Source organism: uncultured Thiodictyon sp., from assembly GCF_903946935.1.
GTDB lineage: Bacteria > Pseudomonadota > Gammaproteobacteria > Chromatiales > Chromatiaceae > Thiodictyon.
The window spans coordinates 51,514-71,925 of sequence record NZ_CAJAXH010000120.1 but is presented as its reverse complement, the minus strand read 5'-3'; the positions used below and the strand labels follow the sequence as shown (position 1 = coordinate 71,925).

The following is a 20,412-nucleotide window of genomic DNA, read 5'->3' as shown; positions in this document are numbered from 1 at the left end:
AGCGCCGTTCTTGAGGGGGATCGTCAACCAACCGTTTCAGCATCGCCGCGCGTCGGCGAGGGGCTGCTGTGCCTACCTTTTCGCGCTGCCGCCGCGTACTCGCCTTGGCCGACCACGATGCGGGGGAGCGGGAATTGCTGACGACCAGGGACTGGGCTGGATCAACAAGACCAAACGTGGTGTCGGCCGCGATAGCGTGACCAGCGGTATCGAAGGCGCCTGGACCACCCACCCCACCCAGTGGGACAACGGCTACTTCGACATGCTGCTCAACCATGAATGGGAGCTGAGGAAGAGCCCGGCCGGTGCCTGGCAGTGGGAGCCCGTGAGCATCGAGGAAGCGGAGAAGCCAGTGGACGTCGAGGACCCCTCGATCCGCTACAACCCGATCATGACCGATGCCGACATGGCCATGCGGATGGACCCGGATTACCGGAAGATCGCGGAGCGCTTCCACCGGGATCCGGCCTACCTCTCGGCGGTGTTCGCGCGTGCCTGGTTCAAGCTGACCCACCGCGACATGGGGCCAAAGTCCTGTTACATCGGCCCGGACGTCCCGCCGGAAGACCTGATCTGGCAGGATCCAGTGCCCGCGGGCCGCAGGGACTATGACGTCGGGGCGGTCAAGGCGAAGATCGCAGCCAGCGGCCTGATTCGCGCCTATGCCGAGGTCTATGCGCAGGATGATAACAAGGAGAAGTTCGTTCAGGACTTCGTTGCGGCGTGGACCAAGGTGATGAACGCCGACCGCTTCGACTTGGCTTAAGTCTTGGCGAAGGTCCTCGCACCGTCCATAAGCGTAGTGAGGAAGTTCAGTGGTCTAGCCTGGCGACGCGGGTCAGTTCAGAGAATCGCACGCCCCTGAGCCCGCCGATCTCCAGGCTCAGCCGCTCGATCTGCGCCGGCAGGCCGCGCAAAATGATCGTCTCCAGGCAGTTGTGATGGTCAATATGGACATGGGTCGTCGCCACCACGCGGACATACTCCTGGTGCTGGATATCCACGATCTGTTGTGTCAGCTCTCGCTGATGGTGGTCATAGACGATCGTGAGTACCCCGGCAACCTCCTCATCGCCCCGCTCCCAGGTGTTTTCCACCAGCCGTTCACGGATCAGGTCGCGTACCAGCTCGGAGCGGGAGGCATACCCCTTGCCGACGACGCGCCGATCCAGCTCGTCCAGGAGCGGTCGTGGCAGGGAAACACTGAAGCGGATGGTTTCGTCGACGCTGGACATAGGTCTCACGGGTGCGGGGTGGAGTCGTTGTGCGCATCCAGTAACTGGGTGGCCCGCAGCAAGGCCGCATTGCCGAGGATGTCCACCGGCACGCCTTGCGCCACCAGGCGTCCGGCTTGGAGCACGAAGCAATAGTCGGCGATCTCGGCCACGATGTCGAGATGGTGGGTCGCCGTGACGACGGTGCGGCCGCTGCCCCGACAACCGGCGAGGAAACGGACGACCTCGCGCTGACTGCGCGGGTCCAGCGCGGCGGTGGGTTCGTCCAACAGCAACACATCGGGCCGCGTAATGAGCACGGAGGCCAGCGCGACCCGCTTCTTCTCGCCACCCGACAAACGGTGGGGCGAGCGGTGCTTGAGGCCCGCAATCGCGAACTGCGCGAGCATCGCGTCCACGCACCGCAGGATGTCCGCTTTTTCCCAACCGAGCTGGAGCGGCCCGAAGGCCAGTTCGTCGAAGACGGTCGGATTAAACAGTTGAACGTCGGGATTCTGGAACACTAGCCCAACCCGCCTTCGGAAGTCATAGGCGAGCGCCTCCTGCTGCATCCGCTCTTCGGACAGCGGCGTGCCGAAGGCGGCCAACTGCCCCCGATCGGGAAAGCACAGTGCCGCGAGCAGACGCAACAGGGTCGACTTGCCGGAGCCGTTGGCGCCCAACAGTGCGATGCACTGTCCAGCCGGAATGCACAGACTCACGCCATTCAGGGCAGGGATGTCCTGATAGGCATAATGCACGTCGACCAACTCGAACACCGATCCGGTGCTCAGTTGCGGTGCAGCGGTTTGCATTAGCGGGGCGCACCGCTTAAGGCCAGCCATTGCCAGCCGATGGCGATGGCCGCTACGGCCAGAAAGCCCGCCAAGGCCAGCCAATCCCAGACGCGGGTTCGGAAATCGTCGAGCAGGTAAACCTCGCCGCGATAGCCGCGCGCGATCATCGCCAGATGGACCTCGGTGGCGAGGTGTAGCGACTTTTCGAGCAAGACCACGACACTGGCCATCGCCATCCGACGCCGCTCCGGCCCGGGCAGCGGACCCATGATGCGACTACGCTTCGCCTCGAAGAGTTGCACGCCGGTCTCGAGCAGCACAAAAATATAGCGATGGGTCATGCCCAGTATGGCAACCAGCACCAGCGGCACGCCCAGACTGCGCAGCGCCTTGAGCACCTGCGGCCAGGGCGTGGTCAGAATCGACAGCAAGGCAAAGGTGGCCGCTGTCTCGGCGCGTCCGATCAGGAAGGCCGCGCCCCGCAGCCCCTGCCGGGTGATGCCCCAACCCACGAACGGCACCGCGACCAAGACATCGCCGGGGACCAGGACAATGGCTGGAACCGCCAGCACCCCCGTGAATAAGAGTACACCGGTCCAGACCTGAGTTGCGAGGCGCCGCAACGTAATCCGCGAGGCCAAGGCCAGGGCGGTCGCGAAGGCGAACAGCCCGGCCAAGGCGACCAGCGATTTCACGAAGACCGCCGTCACGACGAGCAACAGCAGCCCGAGGGTCTTGATCCGCGGGTCCAGGCGCTGGAGCATGCCGGGACGCGCGGCGAGTCGCTCGGCATCGGCCGCATGATCCATCGCGTCCAGCAGACCGCGCAGCAGCCGCTCCAGAAAGTCACCCCGTCCATGGCGATGACCACTGGGCCGATACGATTGCTCCCCCACGGCCTCAGGCGGCGCCTGGCGTCACGGGTTAGCTGTCGCCCGCGGCATCCGACCGCCACCCAGTAGCGTGGCTAGCAGCAGGACGGCCACCACGACGAGACCCGCACCGACCATGGCGGAGAGGATATAGCCGAAGTATTCGTTGTGCATGAACGCCGGTGCATAGTCCGGCAGGGGGGCCGTCCAGAACGCGGACAGCCGCTCCATTCCCTGCGGGACGGTCGCCGGTGGCAGCACGTTCCCCGACGCCTGAGCGATCGACTCGCGTACGGCCGTGTCCTTGAAGTCATCCACACCCCATTCGCCCCAGGCCATACCCGCGGCGAGTAAACCCAAGGGACTCGCAATCAACAGTGCCGCCAGCCCGGCCCACAGTGCCCGGGTGGGCCGCCAACCGGCCGGGGGCGCCGCCGCCTCCCCGCCGCCGGACGCGGCGAGGCCCGGCGCCGACCGGGACAGCAGACGCGGGTCGGTCTTCTGCACATAGGCCACGACGCCACCGGAAATCACCGCCTCCGCGAGACCCGCAAGGGAGAGGTGTCCGATCATCATTGCTGGAATGGCGATTGCCAATGCATAGGGTGCGTAGAGTGGCGCGCCCGCGGCGTCATGAAAGAAGATCGGCTGGATGCCGAATTGCACCGCGGCCAGCAGTGCCGCGACGTTGATCGCAACGTAGCCGGCCGTCGCCGCCGCCACGATGCGCCGGGGCGAGGTCAGCGGTGTCTCGCCGGAGATCAAACGGTAAAGCCAGTAGGCGACCCAGGGACCGACGATCGCCATGTTGACGCAGTTCGCCCCGAAGGTGGTGATGCCGCCGTCGCCGAAGAAGAGCGCCTGGATGAACAAGGCAATCGAGATGGCGAGCGTCGCCGCCCAGGGACCCAGCAGGATCGGCGCGACGGCGAGTCCCACCGCGTGCCCCGTGGTGCCGCCGGGCAACGGCAGATTGAACATCATGATCACAAACGAGAACGCCGACACCAACGCCACCGTGGGCACGAGGCGCGTCTGCATCTGGTCCTTGACCTTGCGCAACGCGACGAACCAGAACGGCGCGGCCACCGCGTAGGCGGCGGCACAGGTCAGGGGGCTCAGGTAGCCATCGGGAATGTGCATCGTTGGGTCCTCCTCATCGCGAAACGGGTTATTGGGTGGTCGCGGCAACCTGCTGGACGGCCGCGGCGCAGGTCACTGGGCGTCAAAATCCCGCCACCGCCCGCAGGCCGAAGATCCAGCCGTCCGTGCTGGCGCCCACACGATACCGATCCTGCATGTATTGGACGTCCGCGCTCAGGCCGATGTGCGCGTTGATGGCGAGGCGATAATAGGTTTCAAAGACCTTGGTGCCGGCCAGGTCGCCGTTGCCACCTTGCAGATAGGCAACGCCAAGGCCAATGTTGTCGTCCTCCCGGCCCCAGGCGCTCCCTTTGACATTGAAGCCGCCCGCATACTCCCATCCGTAGTCGACCAAGGCGTCTTGTGTCTGGCTGCTGACCCGCAGAAAGACGCCGAAGACCTTGCCCAATTCCTGGTCGCACGACAGCATCAAGGCGGAGCGGCGCTGCTTGCTGGGCGCCGGCGGGTTCATGGACGTACTCGGGTCCGCATTCGGGTCGGTCGCTGGGGCCGGGCTCAGGAAGGCGCGCGAGGTGCCGGCATACATCAACCGATAATTGCCCTCGCCCAGCCCGGTCGTGAGCGTGTAGCCGACCTCCCCGGCAAACCAGTTGTAGTTATAGCCGTCGCTGTTCTTGGTGACGTTAATGCCCACGCCGTTGAAGGTCCAATGACCTAGCTTCCACACCGCAGCACCACCCCAGTCATAGGCGGGGATGAATCCGTTGTGAGGATTGATGAACACTTCGTTCATGAACTGGGTGTATTCGTCGTTGGCGAAGGCGTTCCCATCGACATAACGGGTTGGATCGATAATGCCGCCAGTGAGCTGGACGCTATTGTCCGCGGCAAACGCGAAGGTATGGGCGTACCATGCCTCCAGCAGATAATTGCGGTTGCTCCCGTTGATGCGATGGACGTCCGCCTCCAGGGTGGCGGCCCAAGGCAGGAGCACAAAGGGGGATACCGGGTTCAGTCCGTTCCAACCGGCAAAGTCGAGCTTGGCGAACAGCTGGTCCTGTTTGGTTGGGGTGTAGGAGACCTCGGGTTGGAAGGCGAGGGCGCCGCGGCACAGTGTCGGCAGGGGTGTGCCGCCGGTGATCTCCTGGCACTGACCGGCACCTGCGAGCAAACCGTTGATGGCCAGTCGGTCGTTGACATCATAGGCCACAGCGCTGCCGGTCGCGGCCAAGGCGAGCGTAAGGGCCATGCAGGATGCTGAGTGTCGGCGGGCTGATTTGCAGTGGTACATGTGCTTGGATTCGTCGTCCGGTGCCTGAGGAGTTGCCGACCTGGGCTGCCCTCGCGGGGACGAGCCGAAGCGCCGACAGTGAAGATAACACGATAATTAATTTTGTCGTACCCCTCGCGGTTGCCGCAAGGGGGGGGTGGGCGCGCAGCCGGGCAGGGGGCGTGGCCTTGAACCTGTCGCGGCCACCGCGGCGCTCGGTCCGCACAGCGGACCTACGAGCGCCGAGCCAACCCTTAGGGTCCGCTGCGCAGACCGCGGATGGTCGGAGTGAAGATCAAGGCCATCGCGGGTCGCCGGGGGCGTCAGGTCATGATCAGTTGTTCGCCATCGCCGCCGCGAGTGCAGGCACGTTGTGGCGGAACATGCCGAGGTAGCTGTCGCCGGTTTCCCCGGCCGGCGCCAGGGCGTCCGGCGTCTCGCCGCCTTCGAGGCGGCCTTCGAACACCGGCCATTGCCGGCACTGGACCAGGCGTATCTGGCCGGCGATACCGGCACTGCCGACTAGTCCGTCGACTCCTTTATGTCCCAACGGAGGTTTCATATGCCGACCCGAATCTATCGTTGGTGGAGCCGCCCGGCGTGCTGAAGGATGCGCTCAGGTCTCTGCCGTCTGCGTGGCCGACGCGAACCAACCGCTGATCCGTTCATGGGCCGACTCATGCAGCGACAGTAGGGCCGGGGTGAAGACCAGCACCAGCACCGTGGCGAAGGTGATGCCGAAGGCGAGTGACACCGCCATGGGGATGAGGAACTGGGCCTGGAGGCTGGTGGCGAAGATGAGTGGCCCCAGGCCCGCCACGGTGGTGGCGGAGGTGAGCAGCATGGCGCGTAGGCGTGAGCAGGCGGCCGCCTCCAGGGCCGGGTCGACCGCCATCCCGGTCAGGCGCAACTCCTGGTACATGCTGACCAGGATGATGGCGTTGTTGACCACGATCCCGGACAGCCCGAACAGGCCGAACAAGGACAACAGCGTCAGGTCGATCCCCATGATCCAATGCCCGACGACGGCGCCGATCAGCCCCAACGGGATGGCGGTCATGACCACCAGCGGCCAGCCCCAGGAGGAGAAGACGGCGGCCAGGACGATGTAGATGAGCCCCAGGCCGATATAGAGTCCGAGCTGCATGTCGCCCAAGGTCTCGCGCTGATCGGCGGCGCGACCCTCGAAGCTGAAACCGATCCCGTAGCGTGCCACCAGGTCCGGCAACAGGCCCGCCCGGAGGGCCTTGGCGACATTGTCAGGCGTGTTCAGCGCCCGATTGATGTCCGCCGAGACCTCGACCGCCAGGCGCCCATCGGCGTGGCGCAGGGCCTCGAAGCCGCGCCGACTCTCCCAGTCCGCCACCGTGTCGAGTGGGACGAACTCACCGCTCGGCACTCGGATGTTCAATTGCTCTAAGGCGTCGAGACGGGTGCGCTCGGCGCGCGGCAGGAGCACCCGCACCTCCAACTCGTCCTGGCCCACCTGCACCAATTGCGCGAGATAGCCGTCGAAGGCGGCGCGCAACTGTCGGCCCAGCAGTTCGGTGGTCACGCCCAGGGCCTGCCCGGCGGGTGAGACGCGGTAGATCAACTGCTCGCGGCCGAAGGGCATGTCATCCACCATATCCGACACGCCCTGGACGGACTCCAGCCCTTGGGCCAGGTCCAGCGCCGCAGACTTGAGCCGGTGGGCGTCGTCACCGGTGAGCCGCACCGTCAGGTCCCGCCCCGGCGGACCGGAGCGGCGCGAGGAGATCACCAGGCTCTCAATGCCCGCCGGCAAGCTGACCCGCTCCCGCCACTTGGCCAGGAAGGCCTCGTTGCGCACGCTGCGGTTTTCAGAAGGGACGAGCTGGACTAGGACCGAGGCGAGTTGATCCCCGCTGGCGGCGGCACCTACGTTCACCGCCACCGTGGACCCCAGGCGGGCGACCGCCGCCTCCACCAAACCGCCGCCCAGGTCCCGCTCGGCCGCGCCCAGTCCCTCCTGCAGCTCGTCCAGAAAGGCCGCCGTCTGCGCGCGCGGGGTGCCGGCGACGAAGGTGGCATTGGCAAAGACGATCTGCGCCTCCGGCGTGGGGAAGAAGACGAAGGCGATGCGCCCGCCCGCCAGCAGTCCCACCGACAGCAGCATCAGCACCGCCACCGCGCTCACCGTCACCGCGCGCCAGCGCAGCGAGGCAACGACCGCCGGCCGGTACCAGCGGTCGCGGAAGCGGTCGAATCCGGCATCGACGCGCTGGCGCCACCGCGGCGTGACCTGCCGCACCTGGTGGCTGAAGGCCGAGCGCAGGTGCGCCGGCATGATCAGAAACACCTCCATGAGCGACGCCATCAGCACCATGATGGCCACGAACGGGATGTCCCACAGGATGTTGCCCATGATCCCCCCGACCAGCATCAGCGGCAGGAAGGCAGCGACGGTGGTCAGGGCGGAACCGACCACCGGCCAAAACATCCGCTTGGCGCCCGCGATGGCCGCCTCCGCCGGCGCCATACCCATGCGGAAGCGCGACTCCGCGTATTCGCCGATCACGATGGCGTCGTCGTCGATCACCCCCAGGGTGAGCAGGAGCGCGAACAGACTCATCATGTTGATGGTACCGCCGAAGGCCCACAGCAGTGCCAAGGCCAGCAGATAGGCGGTCGGGATGCCCATCGCCACCCACAGGGCGACCCGCCCGGGCAGGAAGATATAGAGCAGGACCAGGACTAGGACGAAGCCCTGGAGCCCGTTGCTCACCAGGAGGTCGATGCGGTCCCGGATGAGTTGCCAGGCCTGGTCGAAAACGGTCAGTTGGATCGACGGCGGCAAGGTCGGGCGGGTGTCGGCGAGCCATTGCTCGAAGACCCGGGCGGCGCGCAGCGAGTGACCGGTCTCGGCGCGCTGGATCAGCATCTCGACGGTGACCGCGCCGTGCGAGCGCGCCGTCCCCGTCTCCACCTCGGTCATGGTTAAGGCCGCCGGGCGTGACTCCCGCACGATGGTCGCCACGTCCCCCAGGCGCACCAGGCCGCGCTCGTCGCTGACGATGCTCAGGTTCTCGAAGGCGACCGGGTCGCGGCGCTGCTCCAGGCCGCGCAGCTCGCGCGCCCCGTCCGCCTCGCCGGCGACCCCGGAGGGCAGGTCCTGCGCCAGCCGGCCGACTTGCTGGCCGATCCCATCCAGCGACAGCCCAAGGGTTTCCAGGGTCCGACCGGGGACCTCGATGGCGATGCGCTCCTGCGGCAGCCCGGCGATATCCACCCGGTCGATGCCGCGCGCCAGGAGTTCGCGCTCGAACTGGCGCACCCAGGGGCGTACGTCGTGCAGGCTCGGCCCGGAGACCAGGACGCGCGCCACCGATTCATATCTTGAGATCCGGCTGACCTGCGGCGTCTCCGCGTCCTTGGGCAGGTTGCGGAATTCATCCACGCGCTGGCGCACCTGGTCCAGGGCCAGCAGGGCATCGGTCCCCTCGTTCAATTCCAGCGACACGCTGGCGATGCCCTGGGAGGAGGTTGAGGTCATGCGCTTGAGGCCATCGACCGTCTTCAGGCGTTCCTCGAACGGGATGACGATGCCGTTCTCCACGTCTTCCGCCGAGGCCCCGCTCCACACCACCTGCACCGCGATGATGTCCAAGGCAAAGCTCGGGAAGAACTGGATGTTCATCCGGGAGAGCGCCACCGTGCCGAGGCCGAACACCAAGACCGTCAACACGTTGGCGAGCAGCTTGTGGCGGGCGAAGACGGTAATCAGCCCACGTTTCATCTGGCCCGCTCCGGGCGGGCGCCAGCGTCTTGGGCGGCGGCCGTCGTGCGCGCCGAGACCTCCTGCACCTTGAGCCCGTCCACCGCATTCGGCAGATGGGTGACCATCACGCGGGTCCCGGCCGTGAGCCCGGGCGCCCGCACCAGCACCTCGCTCACCCCGTCCTGCGTGAGCTCGCCGACCCGCTCGATCGCGATCCCCTTGAGCCGGCCCGCGTTCAGCACAAAGACCCGCTCCCCGCCGTTCAGCGCGGCAAAGGGCAGGGCGATGGTGTCCGGCATGGCGGGGCGCTGGAGCACCAGGTCGACGAAGGCCCCCACCGGCAGGTTGGCATCGCCATCCACCTTGAGCAGTGCGTCCACCCCGCGGGCGTCGGCCTCGCCCGCCAGCCGCTCCAGGGTCGCCGTGAAGGTCCGGCCCGCGTGGTTGACCTGGGCGCTCAGGCGGTGGCCGGTCGCCAGCGCCGCGCGCAGCTCCTCGCCCCGGTCGCCGGGGACCTTGGCCCGCAGGTAGAGCCCGTCGACCGGAAAGAGGGTGAGGATCGTCTGATTGGCCTGCAGCTGATCGCCCGCGCCGGCCTCGACCCGGCCGATGCGCGCCGCGAAGGGCGCGCGGATCTCGGCGCGGTCGGCGTCGCGCTCGGCCTCCTTAAGCTTCGCCTCGAGCGCTGCCAGCCGCGCCGGGTGCTCGGCAATCGCCTGCTCGCGCAGGGTGACCGCAAGCTGCGCCCGCGCGAGCTGCTCGCGCGCCTGGTCGACCTCGGAGGCCGTGCCCAGTTTTTGGGACTGGACCTTGTCCGCCCGCCCCAGGGCCGCCCGCGCGAGCGCCAGCAGGGCCCGCTCCTGCTCGATCGCTTGCGTGTCGTGCGTGAGCTTGAGCCGTTCCCGCGTCAGATCTGCCCGCGCTTGGGCGAGCCGCGGCTCCAGGTCGGCCGGGTCCAGCCGGGCCAGCAGCGCACCCGGTGCCGCGAGCTCACCGTCGCGCACCTTGACCTCCAGCAGTCGCCCCGCCACCGGGGCCGCCGCACGGATCCGGTCCGGCGCCTCCACCCGCCCAAACAGGCGCAGTTCCGGACTGTGTAGCCCCGGGCTCACGGTCATCGTATCGATCCGCCAGACGCGCTCTTGCGGCACCGCCGGTGTCGGCCGCGGACCGGTGGCCTTCAGGACCAGGAAGCCGCCGACTCCGAGGGCCATGATCGCGAGAGGTAGGAGTTTCGGCAGCATAGGCAGTCTTCGGGCCTGAGTCTGGACAGCGGATGAAATAACCCGTGACCCTAACGTGGGGTGCGCGGCATCCAGCGCAATCCATGGCCGGTCGGTCGCATCCGTTGAACCACTCAACAGCCTCGTCCGGCGGCCCCCCTGGTCGGCCGGATGCCCAGGGCAATCAGCGTGGACCTCTGGGTGCCCGGCACCCTCAAGGTGACGCCGACCAGCAATGAACTGGCGGACGCCGGGTATCGGATCGCGGCCACGGGGATCGCGCCCTACCTGGGACGAACCTGGACTTCCTGCGCGCCTGGCAATTGTGCTTGCGGGTCGAGCTGGGGCGCCTCTGCTCCCGCGCTGCGCCGCTGCGACTGGCCGCGCCGCTGCCCGAGGTAATAGCCGAGCAGGCCAGCGCCCAGGGCCGCTTGCAGGGCGAATAGCAGGCTCTCGATCTCACCGCTCGGCGGCTCCCACAGGGGGGCGAACCAGGGGCGGTAATCCGGCCTGGACGCGCTGATCGCCGCTGCGGCCTGATCATCGGCCCCGGTGAAGGGCTCCGCGATACCCTGGGGCACCGGCAGGACCAGGGGCAAGACCGCGATGGCCAGGACCGCCGCCAATAACCACAAGTTGACGCGGCTCATCGCACCACCCCCGGGGCGAAGGCCAGGTCGTCGAGGTCGTCGCGGCTATATTTGGATCAGCAGGTTGACCACCACCACGGTGAGCAGCCCCTCAATGATGGCCAAAGGGACCTGGGTGAAGGCGCCGGCACTTGCCAGGAGCAGCTTGGTCCGCGGCTGCTCCCGGGTGATCCGGGCGATCCGGCGCGCGCCCATCACCAGAAAGGGCAGGGACGCAAGGCCCCAAGCGGCGGCGTGGAGCGGGGGTAGGAACCCCTCCATGATATGCATAACAACGATCTCCCCAGGGTGAAGGGGCGGATCGTTCTGGGGAGAGACCCCGAAACACCCAGGCAGACCAGCGACAAGCCGGCCCTGGGCGCTCCAGGCAAGCGGAAAACTTGAATCTCGCCACCGGAACACCCCGCCCGGATTGACTGATCGACACAGGACATCGGCAGGTTTCCTGGCTTGCAGGTCGGCATCGACACCCACCTTCCCAGCCCCGTTCGGTGGCCAGTGGTGATTTCGGGTGCGACTCGCTGCGTACAGTTGCGGGGGCAGCCATGGTCTTGAACCATGTTCCCTTTTCATCCCCAGCCGGCGTTTGGCCGCAGGGGAACCGATGACTTTTTTACGATATGGTCTCTTACCGGGGTGTGTCAAGTGTACCTGCGCAGCGGCCCTGCTGGCCAGAAGTGGACCCTCTGCCGCCGCGCCTTACCATATGTTGGCGGCGGGTACCTTGCCCTGTCTCTTGACTTTCAAGTGCCGTTCCAGTGTCATTGACGATAGTCATGCGCCAAGGTTCCGGGAGCGCTCCCCCTTGCACGAATGGCTCAAACTTTCCCGGCCATGCAGATCAAGTGCGTCGGGCGACACGCCGCAAGGTTGCGACCGTTTGAGAACAAATAGAAAGGATTAACGCAGTTTCTCAGAACTGACCTGACTAAGCGTGGCTATCGCTGCCTCATTTCGCCAGTCGATCCTGGAGAACGCTGTTAAGATTGGGTTTTTTGCGGCCTGGAGCGACCTTCGAGGCTTGGTTGATGGCCTCCGGTACGTCGGCTCGAGGCGCGGCCTGCCTTAAGGATCGAGGTGAGGCAATGTTGGCCGGAGCGCCCCCGTGTCCTGTCTCATTTAACTCCCGGGAGGGCTTATGGAATCCGGATTGGAGCAGAAGTACAATCTCGATGTTGTACGCTGGTTCACCATCATGGCGGTCGTCTACCTGGTGGTGGGGGCGTCCATTGGCGTCTATATCGCCTCGGAGCTGGCCTGGCCGTTTCTCAACTTCGATAGCCCCTACATCTCGTTTGGGCGATTGCGACCCTTGCACACCAATGCCGTGATCTTTGCCTTTGGCGGCTGCACCCTGATGGCCACCGCCTTCTATACCGTGCAGCGCACCTGCGGCGTGCGCCTGTGGAGCGACAAGATCGCTTGGTTCGTCTTCTGGGGGTGGAACGCAGTCATCCTGCTCGCGGTGATTACGCTGCCGCTGGGGCTCACCGAATCCAAGGAATATGCTGAACTGGAGTGGCCGGTCGATATCCTGATCGCGGTCGTCTGGGTCGCCTTCACCTTCAATTTCATCATGACCATCGCCACCCGTAAGTCCTCGCACATCTATGTGTCGAACTGGTTCTTCCTCGGCATGATGGTGATGATCGTCTATCTGCATGTGGTCAACAGCCTGGCGATTCCGGTGGGGCTGTTCAAGTCCTATTCGCTGTTCTCCGGGGTCCAGGACGCCATGATCCAATGGTGGTGGGGCCACAACGCGGTGGGCTTTTATCTCACCGCCGGCTTCCTCGGCATCATGTATTATTTTGTGCCTAAACAGGCCGGCCGGCCGATCTATTCCTATCGACTCTCAGTCATCCACTTCTGGGCACTGATGTTCGGTTATGTCTGGCTCGGCGCCCATCACCTGCAATATACCGCGCTGCCGGATTGGACCGGTTCGCTGGGTGCGGCGGTGTCGATCGCCATGATCATCCCCTCGTGGGGCGGTGCGGTCAACGGCATGATGACCCTGTCCGGGGCTTGGGACCGGCTGCGTACCGATTACATCCTGCGGTTCCTCATCATGGCACTGGCCTTTTATGCCATGTCCACCTTTGAGGGACCAGTCATGGCGATCAAGACGGTCAATGCCCTTTCGCACTATACGGATTGGACCATCGGCCATGTGCATTCCGGCGCTTTGGGTTGGGTGGCAGGGATTTCCATCGGGGCGATTTATCACCTGATGACGCGCCTCTACCATACCGAGATGTTCTCCGAGCGGCTGGTTAACTTCCACTTCTGGACCGCGACTATCGGCACCGTCGTCTATATCACCGCCATGTGGGTCTCGGGCATCATGCAGGGCCTGATGTGGCGCGCCTATGACGAATATGGCACCTTGGCCTATACCTTCGTCGAGTCGGTGGATGCCATGCACCCCTACTATGCGATGCGGGCCGTCGGCGGGGCGATTTTCCTCACCGGCGCCATTGTCATGCTGTTTAATGTGCTGATGACCGTTCGCAAGTCTGCCAATGCCGGCAGTCTGGCGGCCGCACGCAACGTGCCGGCCGCGGCCTGATCACCACCGGAGATGAAGCGAAATGGCTGAGAAAAAAGTCAAAGCGAAGGGCTTCCAGGAATGGATGGAAATGAACATCTGGGGCCTGCTGTTTTTCCTGGCACTGGCCCTGTCGGTGGGTGGTCTGGTGGAGATCGTGCCGCTGTTCATCATGAAGAATACCATGGAGAACAATCGATTCCCCGAGCTCGTCTGGGCCAAGGCGGGGAAGGAGCCGATCGTGACGGTCGACGCGGACGGCAAGCAGGTCTGGAACTGGACGCCGGGCGACGGGGTGCGTCCCTATACCGCACTGGAGCTGGCTGGCCGAGACATCTATCAACGTGAGGGCTGCTATCTGTGTCACTCGCAGATGATCCGTCCCTTCCGCGATGAGAAGGAGCGCTATGGTCATTATTCATTGGCCGCCGAGTCGCTCTTCGATCACCCGATGCAATGGGGTTCCAAGCGCACCGGTCCGGATTTGGCCCGGGTGGGTGGAAAATACTCGGATGATTGGCATCGTCAACACCTGCGCCGCCCCCAGAATCTGGTGCCCGAATCGGTGATGCCGGCCTATGTCTGGCTGGAGAAGACCCCCGTCGATGCGGACGCATCAATCACGCTATTCGGCAAGACACTGTGGTCGCTTCCGACCGGCTCGCGGATGCAGCGGCATATGCGGGGCCTGCGGCTGATCGGGACCCCATATACGGATGCGGATATCGCGGCCGCGCCGCAGTTGGTTGACGGCAAGACGGAATTGGATGCCTTGGTCAGCTATTTGCAAGTGTTGGGTACCATGGCCCGGCTCGATGATGCCAAGGCGTATCGTGAATAGTCTAGCCGAGTACTTCCATACCGATTGGGCGGCGATGACGGTCAGCGATTGGATTGGGACTATCCTGACCGTCGTCATCTTCGTCCTGATGGTCGTGGTGTACTTCCAGGTCTTCCGTCCCAAGAACCGGGATCGACTCGAAGCACGCAAGTACATCCCGTTCGAAGACGACAACGAATTCAACGGAGACAAAGATGGCGGAAAATAATCCCTTTCCCGGTGAAAATAACACCGGTCATGTCTGGGACGGCAACCTGCGGGAGCTGAAAAACCCGCCGCCCCGCTGGTGGATGCTGGCCTTCTGGGCGTCGCTGGCCTTTTGGGTCGGGTATGGGATCCTCTATCCCATGTGGCCGATCGGTCAGCAGCCGACCCCCGGCATACTGGGCTGGAGCCAGATCAAGGAATATCAGGAGGACGCCGCGGTGTTGACCGCCAAGCGTGCCAAGTTTGAGGACAAGATCGCCGCGATGACACCCGCCGAGATCATTGCCGATCCGGGCCTCAAGCAATACACCCTGGCCGCTGCCAAGGTGCTGTTCGGGGATAACTGCCGCGCCTGTCATGGCACTGGCGGCGCTGGGAACCCCGGTTTCCCGGTGCTGGCCGATGACGACTGGCTCTACGGCGGCACGCCCGCGAAGATCCAGGAGACCATCACCGGCGGGCGTGGCGGTCAGATGACCGCGCATGAGAAGGTACTCACGGCGGCGGAGATCGATACCCTGGCCAAATGGGTGGTGCAGATGCACGATACACTCGGCAAGGGCGGGAGCGAGGAGGGCTGGACGCTGTTCAAGACCAAGGGCTGTATCGCCTGTCATGGTGAGAAGGCCAATGGCCACCTGGTGGACCTGCCCAATGGTGAGTTCGTCACCCTCGGTGCCGCCAACCTCACCGATGGGATCTGGCGTTACGAGCCGGGCGGCTATGAGAGCGCCAAGTACACCATCACCTATGGCGTGAATCAGCCCGGGGTCCCCCAGACCCGGATCGCCGTGATGCCGGTCTTCGGGCCGGATGCGACCCATGGCAACCAGGCCAAGCTGGGTCCGCAGGAGATCAAGAAACTCGTGGTCTATGTCCACGAACTCGGCGGTGGGCAGTAGCGCGCCCGCCAGACAGTCCAGACGCACGGCGGCGGCGCCGTGTGTCCCCCGCCCATGAGAGGACAGCGCCTTGAACGTACTGACCAACCTGATGAACTGGGACCCCGTGGCCTGGATGTCGATCTTGATGGTGGCGATCGCAGTCGCCATCGTCGTCTTCCTGGCCTTTAAGGTGTCGGCCTTGATCAAACAAGACGCGGCGGCACACAAGGACGAGCAGCCCTAGGGTCTGCGGTGTGGACAGATCGCCTGTCAAGGGTGATGATCCAGCCGGGTAGGGGGTTGCCCAGCCGCGGGCATCCCCCCTTTTTTATTGCCTGAAGCCTCGTCGAATCAATCAATTGTGATTGACAAAACGCATGGCGCGCGAGGCGGCTGGAGCCTAGCAGCCTGTCGGACTTGATGGCGTAACCGATTGATTAAACAGGAAAACGACTTTTTGGCGCAAAAGAGGAAACTCTTTGCATTCAATCGGTTGCATCACTAAGTCCGACAGCCTGCTAGCTTGCCCGTCGTGCCGTGATCGGCCGTGCGACCGAACAGGCGGCGCGGCCCCCCCAATGGGAGATGGTTCGTGAACACGAGCAAACCCAGTGCGGCACCGGCAACGGTGGACGCACTCTATGACGAGGCCGTCCACTGGCACGTCAACACCGGTGGCGAAACCATCCATGCCAAGCGTCTGCCTGGGCGCTGGCGCACCATCAAGTGGCTCACCGCCTCGGTCTGGTTGGTCTTCTTTCTGGGGCCCTATGTGCGCTGGGATGGCCGCCAGGCGGTCCTCTTCGATATCCCGAATCGCCAGTACCACCTGTTCGGCGTGACCGTCCTGCCCCAGGACTTCTGGATGTTGTCGCTGCTGCTGTTGTTCTTCGCGATCCTGCTGGCGGTGGCGACCGCGCTCGTGGGACGCGTCTGGTGCGGATTCTTCTGCTTTCAGACCGTCTGGACCGATCTGTTTACCTGGATCGAGGAGCGGCTGGAGGGGTCCCCGCCCCAGCGGCGCAAGCTCGACCAGGCGCCACTCACCTTAGCCAAACTGCGCATCAAGGCCACCAAGCACCTGCTGTGGCTCATCATCGGCTTTGCGACCGGCTTCAGCTTCGTCTCCTGGTTCACGGTGGCCCCGGACCTCTGGGGCGAGTTCTTTACCGGGCAGGCGAACAGCGTCCTGTATTTCACGGTCGCGCTCTTTACCGTCGGTACCTACGGCTTGGCGGGCTTTCTGCGCGAACAGGTGTGCTTTTGGCTCTGCCCCTATGCCCGTATTCAAGGTGTGATGCTCGACAAGTCCACCGTGGTGCCGACCTATGACGAGCGGCGCGGGGAGCCGCGCGGCCGGCTGCAAAAGGGGGCCGCCGCGCCGCTGTCGCTCGGCGATTGTGTGGATTGCAACCAGTGCGTGGCCGTCTGCCCCACCGGCATCGATATCCGTCATGGTCAACAGGAGGGTTGTATTACCTGTGCGCTGTGCATCGACGCCTGTAACTCGGTGATGGACAAGGTTGGACGTCCGCGCGGCCTGGTCCGTTATGCCTCGCTCGACGAGTTCGAGGGCAAGCCCGCCCGGGCATTCTTCAAACGCGCGCGGGTGTGGGTCTACTCCGGCATCCTGATGGCCGCCCTCGGCGGTATCTTCTACGGCCTGTCCACCCTGGACGCGGTGGATCTGAAGGTCTTGCACGAGCGGGCACCGCTCTTCGTGACCTTGAGCGACGGGTCGGTCCAGAACCGCTACACCCTCAAGCTCTTGAACAAGATGCCCGAGGCGCTCGCGGTGCGGATCGACGTCACCGGGCCCGCGGGTCTCAAGCTGATCGGGGCCGACGCACCGATCGCCGTCGCCCCCGGTGGGGTCACCCCGGCCGAGGTCTTCATCAAGGTCCCGCGGGCGAACCTCACGCGGGAGCAGGAGCCGATCCGGTTTCGTGTCGAGACGGTTCGCCCCAATGGTCAGGTCATCCGCGCCGAGCGTACCAGCGTCTTCGTCGGCCCACCACGCTAGGATTCATCAGGAGATCCATCGCCATGCAAGCATCTGCCACCACCGGTGACACCCTCAACTCCCCCTGGCGCAACCCCTGGGTATTGGCCTGGGTCGGCCTGGTGGCGACGGTGCTGGTGGTCAACGCGACCTTCATCTATTTCGCCATCGCCACCAACCCGGGGCTGGTCGCCGACGACTATTACGACCGCGGCCAGCGCTATGAGAAGACCCTGAACTCCCGTCTCGCCAAGGCCCCGGGCTGGACCCAGCGCATCGATATCCCTGACGATATCAAGGCCAAGCAGTCGGCGACCATCCTGGTCACCCTGGTGGACAAGACCGGGCAGCCGGTGACACCGGAGCGGGTGAACTTCTTCGCCTATCGGCCATCCGACAAATCGGCGGACTTCTCGGTGCCGATGGTGGTGGAGGGTCCGGGACGCTACTCGGTGCGGGTGACCTTCCCGCTGTTCGGGGCCTGGGACGCCCTGATCGCCGTGCGCCACGACGGGGATGAGGTCACCACCGGCGAACGCATCCAGGTCGCGCGTCCCTGACCGCCAGGCCCAGGTGAGCCCGCCCGCGCCTGGCTGTTTTCACTGCGGCCTGCCGCTGCCACCTGGGGCGGAGGTCTGCGCCGTCATCCGCGGGGACCAAAGGGCCTTTTGCTGTACCGGCTGCCGGGCGGTGTGCGAGGCGATCCACGCGGCCGGTCTGGACGGCTTCTACCGTCGCACCCAGGAGGGTGAGCCGCTGGGGCCGCCGCCAGAGTTACCGAAAAACCTGTCGTTCTATGACCTGGATGCGGTGCAAGAGGAGTTCGTCGACACCACGGGGGCGGAGCGCGAGATCAACCTGTTGGTGGAGGGTATCCACTGCGCCGCCTGTGTCTGGCTGATCGAAACCGGGCTCAAGACCCTGCCGGGGGTGGCCGAGGCGCGGGTCAACCTCACCGGGCGGCGGCTGCGGGTACGCTGGGACAATGGCCGGCTGGCGCTCTCGGGCATCCTGCGGCGGCTCGGCGACCTGGGCTATGCCGCCGTCCCATTCGACCCGGACTCCGCCGAGGGCGCCATGCGCCGGGCCGGGCGCGCCCAGCTCTACCGCCTGGCCTGGGCCGGGTTTGCCATGATGAACCTGCTGTGGATCTCCATTGCACTCTACAGCGGGGCGGACCAGGGCGAGTTTCGCGGGCTCTTCCAGTGGACCGGCTGTCTGCTGGCCACACCGACCCTGATCTACTGCGGCTATCCCTTCTACAAGGCCGCCTGGAACGGCCTGCGCACCGGGCACCTGAGCATGGACCTGCCGATTGCCATCGGCGCCTCCATCACCTATCTGTATTCGCTCTATGTCACGGTGAGCGGCACCCGCGCGGGCGAGGTCTATTGGGATACCGTCGTCAACTTTCTGTTCGTGATCCTGCTCGGGCGTTTCCTTGAGGGCCTGTCCAGGCGCGAGGCCGTCACCGCCACGGCGCGCCTGCTCGACCTCCAGCCCAAGGTCGCCACCGTGTTGCGCGACGACACCGAGTCGGTGGTGCCGATCCGCTCCATTGCCCCGGGCGAACGCCTCCTGGTGCGCGCGGGCGAGCGGGTGCCGGTGGATGGCACCGTGTTGGAGGGGGCAAGCGAGTTGGATGAGTCGATGCTGACCGGCGAGTCCCTGCCCGTGTTGAAAGAGGTGGGGGAGGGCGTCTGTGCCGGGACCATCAACGGTGCCGGGGTGCTCATCGTGCGCGCCACCGCCACCCTGCGTGACACCGCCCTGGGGCGCATCATCCGATTGGTGGAGGACGCCCAGGCGAGCCACGCCCCGATCCAGCGCCTGGCCGACCGCATCGTCCCCTGGTTTGTGGCAGTCACCCTGGGGCTCGCGGCACTGACCTTCATCGTTTGGGTTCGGGTCGACCTCCAGACCGCCATCCTGGCCGGCACCGCGGTACTGATCGTCACCTGTCCCTGCGCCTTCGGCATGGCGACCCCGATGGCGGTGGCAGTCGCCGCTGGGCTGGGCGCCTCCCGTGGCATCCTCATCAAGAACGGGGCCGTGCTCGAGCAACTGTCATCCATCGAGCATTTCGTCTTCGACAAGACCGGCACACTCACCACCGGGCGGCCGGAGGTGACCGCGTGGCGCAGCGGCGCCGCACCCTGGCAGCGGCTGGCGGCCGAATCGCCGGTCTTCGGCGCGGACGCACGCGCGCAGTTGCGCCTGATCGGCGCGCTGGAGCGGCGCTCGGAACACCCGGCGGCGGCGGCGGTGCTGGCACTCTGCGAACGGCTGGGGATTCCGACCGCGGGCGCCCGGGTGGAGTCGGTCGAGCTGGTCCCCGGTCTGGGGATCCGCGGCCAGGTGGATGGTGCCACGGTGATGGTCGGTAGCGCCGACTGGCTGCTGCGCAACGGCGTACCACCCGCAGAGCCCGCGGGGCAACCGGACGGCAGTCTGATCCATTGCGCGGTCGCCGGACTGCCGCCCCTGGTCCTGGCCACGGAGGATCGCCTGCGCCCGGGTGCGGCCGCGGTCGTCGGGCGGATGCGTGCCGAGGGTATCCGCGTCACCCTGCTGACCGGCGACCGGCGCGCCGCGGCCGAGCGGGTCGCTGCCGCCCTGGGCGATGTCGAGGTGATCGCCGACGTCCTGCCGGAGGCCAAGGAGCGGGCGATCGCTGAACTACAGCGGGGCGGCGGGCGGGTTGCTATGGTCGGCGACGGGGTCAACGATGCCCCGGCCCTGGTGCGCGCCGCGGTCGGCATTGCCATGGGCAGCGGCACCGATGTCTCCATTGCCAGTGCCGACATCGTGCTCATGTCCAATGACCTGGAGCGGGTGGCGGAGGCCGCGGAACTCTCCCGGCGCACGCTGCGCACCATCCGCCAGAACATCGGTATTTCCATCGTCTATAACTTGATCATGGTCCCGCTGGCGATGGCCGCCGTACTCACCCCACTCATCGCCGCCATCGCCATGCCGCTGAGTTCGCTCGCGGTCATCGGTAATTCGGCGCGTATCCGCGGCCTGTTCAAGGGCCGCCTTTGACCTCAGCGATTCC

General features: G+C 65.5%; 18 protein-coding genes, 1 pseudogene and 1 riboswitch. Of the genes and pseudogenes, 9 read left to right on the top strand and 10 right to left on the bottom strand.

The window, feature by feature from the left end:
• Window positions 1-766: pseudogene (locus QZX93_RS10765) on the top strand (hypothetical protein); the annotation flags it as partial.
• 46 nt (window positions 767-812) lie between these two features.
• On the opposite strand, the gene nikR reads toward QZX93_RS10765, so the two are convergent.
• The 10 genes from nikR to QZX93_RS10715 form a co-directional block, all read right to left on the bottom strand.
• Window positions 813-1,235, bottom strand: coding sequence for a nickel-responsive transcriptional regulator NikR (gene nikR, locus QZX93_RS10760; RefSeq protein ID WP_295389181.1), 423 nt, complete (start codon window positions 1,233-1,235; stop codon window positions 813-815).
• Window positions 1,236-1,240: 5 nt separating this feature from the next.
• The gene (locus tag QZX93_RS10755) at window positions 1,241-2,029 is read right to left on the bottom strand and encodes an ABC transporter ATP-binding protein (protein WP_295389179.1); all 789 of its coding nucleotides are present in this window, start codon (window positions 2,027-2,029) and stop codon (window positions 1,241-1,243) included.
• Entirely contained in the window at window positions 2,029-2,907 is an 879-nt protein-coding gene (gene cbiQ, locus QZX93_RS10750) for a cobalt ECF transporter T component CbiQ (protein WP_295389178.1), read from the bottom strand. Before cbiQ ends, QZX93_RS10755 begins: the two co-directional genes overlap by 1 nt.
• A 21-nt stretch (window positions 2,908-2,928) precedes the next feature.
• Entirely contained in the window at window positions 2,929-4,026 is a 1,098-nt protein-coding gene (gene cbiM / locus QZX93_RS10745) for a cobalt transporter CbiM (RefSeq protein WP_295389176.1), read from the bottom strand.
• Window positions 4,027-4,108: 82 nt separating this feature from the next.
• Window positions 4,109-5,236, bottom strand: coding sequence for a carbohydrate porin (locus QZX93_RS10740; protein ID WP_295389173.1), 1,128 nt, complete (start codon window positions 5,234-5,236; stop codon window positions 4,109-4,111).
• A 355-nt stretch (window positions 5,237-5,591) separates the two neighbouring features.
• Window positions 5,592-5,807 (bottom strand): hypothetical protein, encoded by a 216-nt coding sequence (locus QZX93_RS10735; protein WP_295394596.1) that lies wholly within the window; start codon window positions 5,805-5,807, stop codon window positions 5,592-5,594.
• Between the two features lie 66 nt (window positions 5,808-5,873).
• Complete coding sequence (locus QZX93_RS10730) at window positions 5,874-9,014, bottom strand: efflux RND transporter permease subunit (RefSeq protein ID WP_295389168.1); 3,141 nt, start codon at window positions 9,012-9,014, stop codon at window positions 5,874-5,876.
• A complete protein-coding gene (locus QZX93_RS10725) occupies window positions 9,011-10,240 on the bottom strand; it encodes an HlyD family efflux transporter periplasmic adaptor subunit (RefSeq protein WP_295389166.1) in 1,230 nt (409 codons plus the stop codon). Before QZX93_RS10725 ends, QZX93_RS10730 begins: the two co-directional genes overlap by 4 nt.
• 263 nt (window positions 10,241-10,503) lie before the next feature.
• Window positions 10,504-10,869 (bottom strand): energy-coupling factor ABC transporter substrate-binding protein, encoded by a 366-nt coding sequence (locus QZX93_RS10720; RefSeq protein WP_295389164.1) that lies wholly within the window; start codon window positions 10,867-10,869, stop codon window positions 10,504-10,506.
• A 45-nt stretch (window positions 10,870-10,914) separates the two neighbouring features.
• Window positions 10,915-11,139, bottom strand: coding sequence for an energy-coupling factor ABC transporter permease (locus QZX93_RS10715; protein WP_295389163.1), 225 nt, complete (start codon window positions 11,137-11,139; stop codon window positions 10,915-10,917).
• 147 nt (window positions 11,140-11,286) lie between these two features.
• Window positions 11,287-11,490: riboswitch (cobalamin riboswitch) on the bottom strand.
• Window positions 11,491-12,007: 517 nt separating this feature from the next.
• On the opposite strand from QZX93_RS10715, the gene ccoN reads away from it, so the two are divergent.
• From ccoN to QZX93_RS10675, 8 genes are all read left to right on the top strand, one after another.
• On the top strand, window positions 12,008-13,441 hold the full coding sequence (ccoN, locus tag QZX93_RS10710; protein ID WP_295389162.1) for a cytochrome-c oxidase, cbb3-type subunit I: 1,434 nt from the start codon (window positions 12,008-12,010) through the stop codon (window positions 13,439-13,441).
• Between the two features lie 22 nt (window positions 13,442-13,463).
• Entirely contained in the window at window positions 13,464-14,261 is a 798-nt protein-coding gene (ccoO, locus tag QZX93_RS10705) for a cytochrome-c oxidase, cbb3-type subunit II (RefSeq protein ID WP_295389161.1), read from the top strand.
• A complete protein-coding gene (locus QZX93_RS10700; RefSeq protein ID WP_295389160.1) occupies window positions 14,254-14,469 on the top strand; it encodes a cbb3-type cytochrome c oxidase subunit 3 in 216 nt (71 codons plus the stop codon). The genes ccoO and QZX93_RS10700 overlap by 8 nt, the downstream gene beginning before the upstream one ends.
• Window positions 14,456-15,370: a cytochrome-c oxidase, cbb3-type subunit III gene (gene ccoP, locus QZX93_RS10695; RefSeq protein WP_295389159.1), complete on the top strand. Its 915-nt coding sequence runs from the start codon at window positions 14,456-14,458 to the stop codon at window positions 15,368-15,370. The genes QZX93_RS10700 and ccoP overlap by 14 nt, the downstream gene beginning before the upstream one ends.
• Before the next feature lie 70 nt (window positions 15,371-15,440).
• Entirely contained in the window at window positions 15,441-15,596 is a 156-nt protein-coding gene (locus tag QZX93_RS10690) for a hypothetical protein (protein WP_295389158.1), read from the top strand.
• Between the two features lie 348 nt (window positions 15,597-15,944).
• A complete protein-coding gene (gene ccoG, locus QZX93_RS10685; protein WP_295389157.1) occupies window positions 15,945-17,375 on the top strand; it encodes a cytochrome c oxidase accessory protein CcoG in 1,431 nt (476 codons plus the stop codon).
• A 23-nt stretch (window positions 17,376-17,398) separates the two neighbouring features.
• Window positions 17,399-17,914, top strand: coding sequence for a FixH family protein (locus QZX93_RS10680; RefSeq protein WP_295389156.1), 516 nt, complete (start codon window positions 17,399-17,401; stop codon window positions 17,912-17,914).
• Window positions 17,871-20,399 (top strand): heavy metal translocating P-type ATPase, encoded by a 2,529-nt coding sequence (locus QZX93_RS10675; protein WP_295389155.1) that lies wholly within the window; start codon window positions 17,871-17,873, stop codon window positions 20,397-20,399. Before QZX93_RS10680 ends, QZX93_RS10675 begins: the two co-directional genes overlap by 44 nt.
• The last annotated feature ends 13 nt before the right edge of the window (window positions 20,400-20,412 follow it).

Coding starts and splice junctions, on each gene's coding strand:
- QZX93_RS10725 (WP_295389166.1), bottom strand. CDS start 10,240: ATGCTGCCGAAACTCCTACCTCTCGCGATCATGGCCCTCGGAGTCGGC.
- QZX93_RS10740 (WP_295389173.1), bottom strand. CDS start 5,236: ATGGCCCTTACGCTCGCCTTGGCCGCGACCGGCAGCGCTGTGGCCTAT.
- QZX93_RS10715 (WP_295389163.1), bottom strand. CDS start 11,139: ATGCATATCATGGAGGGGTTCCTACCCCCGCTCCACGCCGCCGCTTGG.
- cbiM (WP_295389176.1), bottom strand. CDS start 4,026: ATGCACATTCCCGATGGCTACCTGAGCCCCCTGACCTGTGCCGCCGCC.
- ccoP (WP_295389159.1), top strand. CDS start 14,456: ATGGCGGAAAATAATCCCTTTCCCGGTGAAAATAACACCGGTCATGTC.
- nikR (WP_295389181.1), bottom strand. CDS start 1,235: ATGTCCAGCGTCGACGAAACCATCCGCTTCAGTGTTTCCCTGCCACGA.
- QZX93_RS10755 (WP_295389179.1), bottom strand. CDS start 2,029: ATGCAAACCGCTGCACCGCAACTGAGCACCGGATCGGTGTTCGAGTTG.
- QZX93_RS10730 (WP_295389168.1), bottom strand. CDS start 9,014: ATGAAACGTGGGCTGATTACCGTCTTCGCCCGCCACAAGCTGCTCGCC.
- ccoN (WP_295389162.1), top strand. CDS start 12,008: ATGGAATCCGGATTGGAGCAGAAGTACAATCTCGATGTTGTACGCTGG.
- QZX93_RS10675 (WP_295389155.1), top strand. CDS start 17,871: ATGAGGTCACCACCGGCGAACGCATCCAGGTCGCGCGTCCCTGACCGC.
- ccoO (WP_295389161.1), top strand. CDS start 13,464: ATGGCTGAGAAAAAAGTCAAAGCGAAGGGCTTCCAGGAATGGATGGAA.
- QZX93_RS10720 (WP_295389164.1), bottom strand. CDS start 10,869: ATGAGCCGCGTCAACTTGTGGTTATTGGCGGCGGTCCTGGCCATCGCG.
- QZX93_RS10680 (WP_295389156.1), top strand. CDS start 17,399: ATGCAAGCATCTGCCACCACCGGTGACACCCTCAACTCCCCCTGGCGC.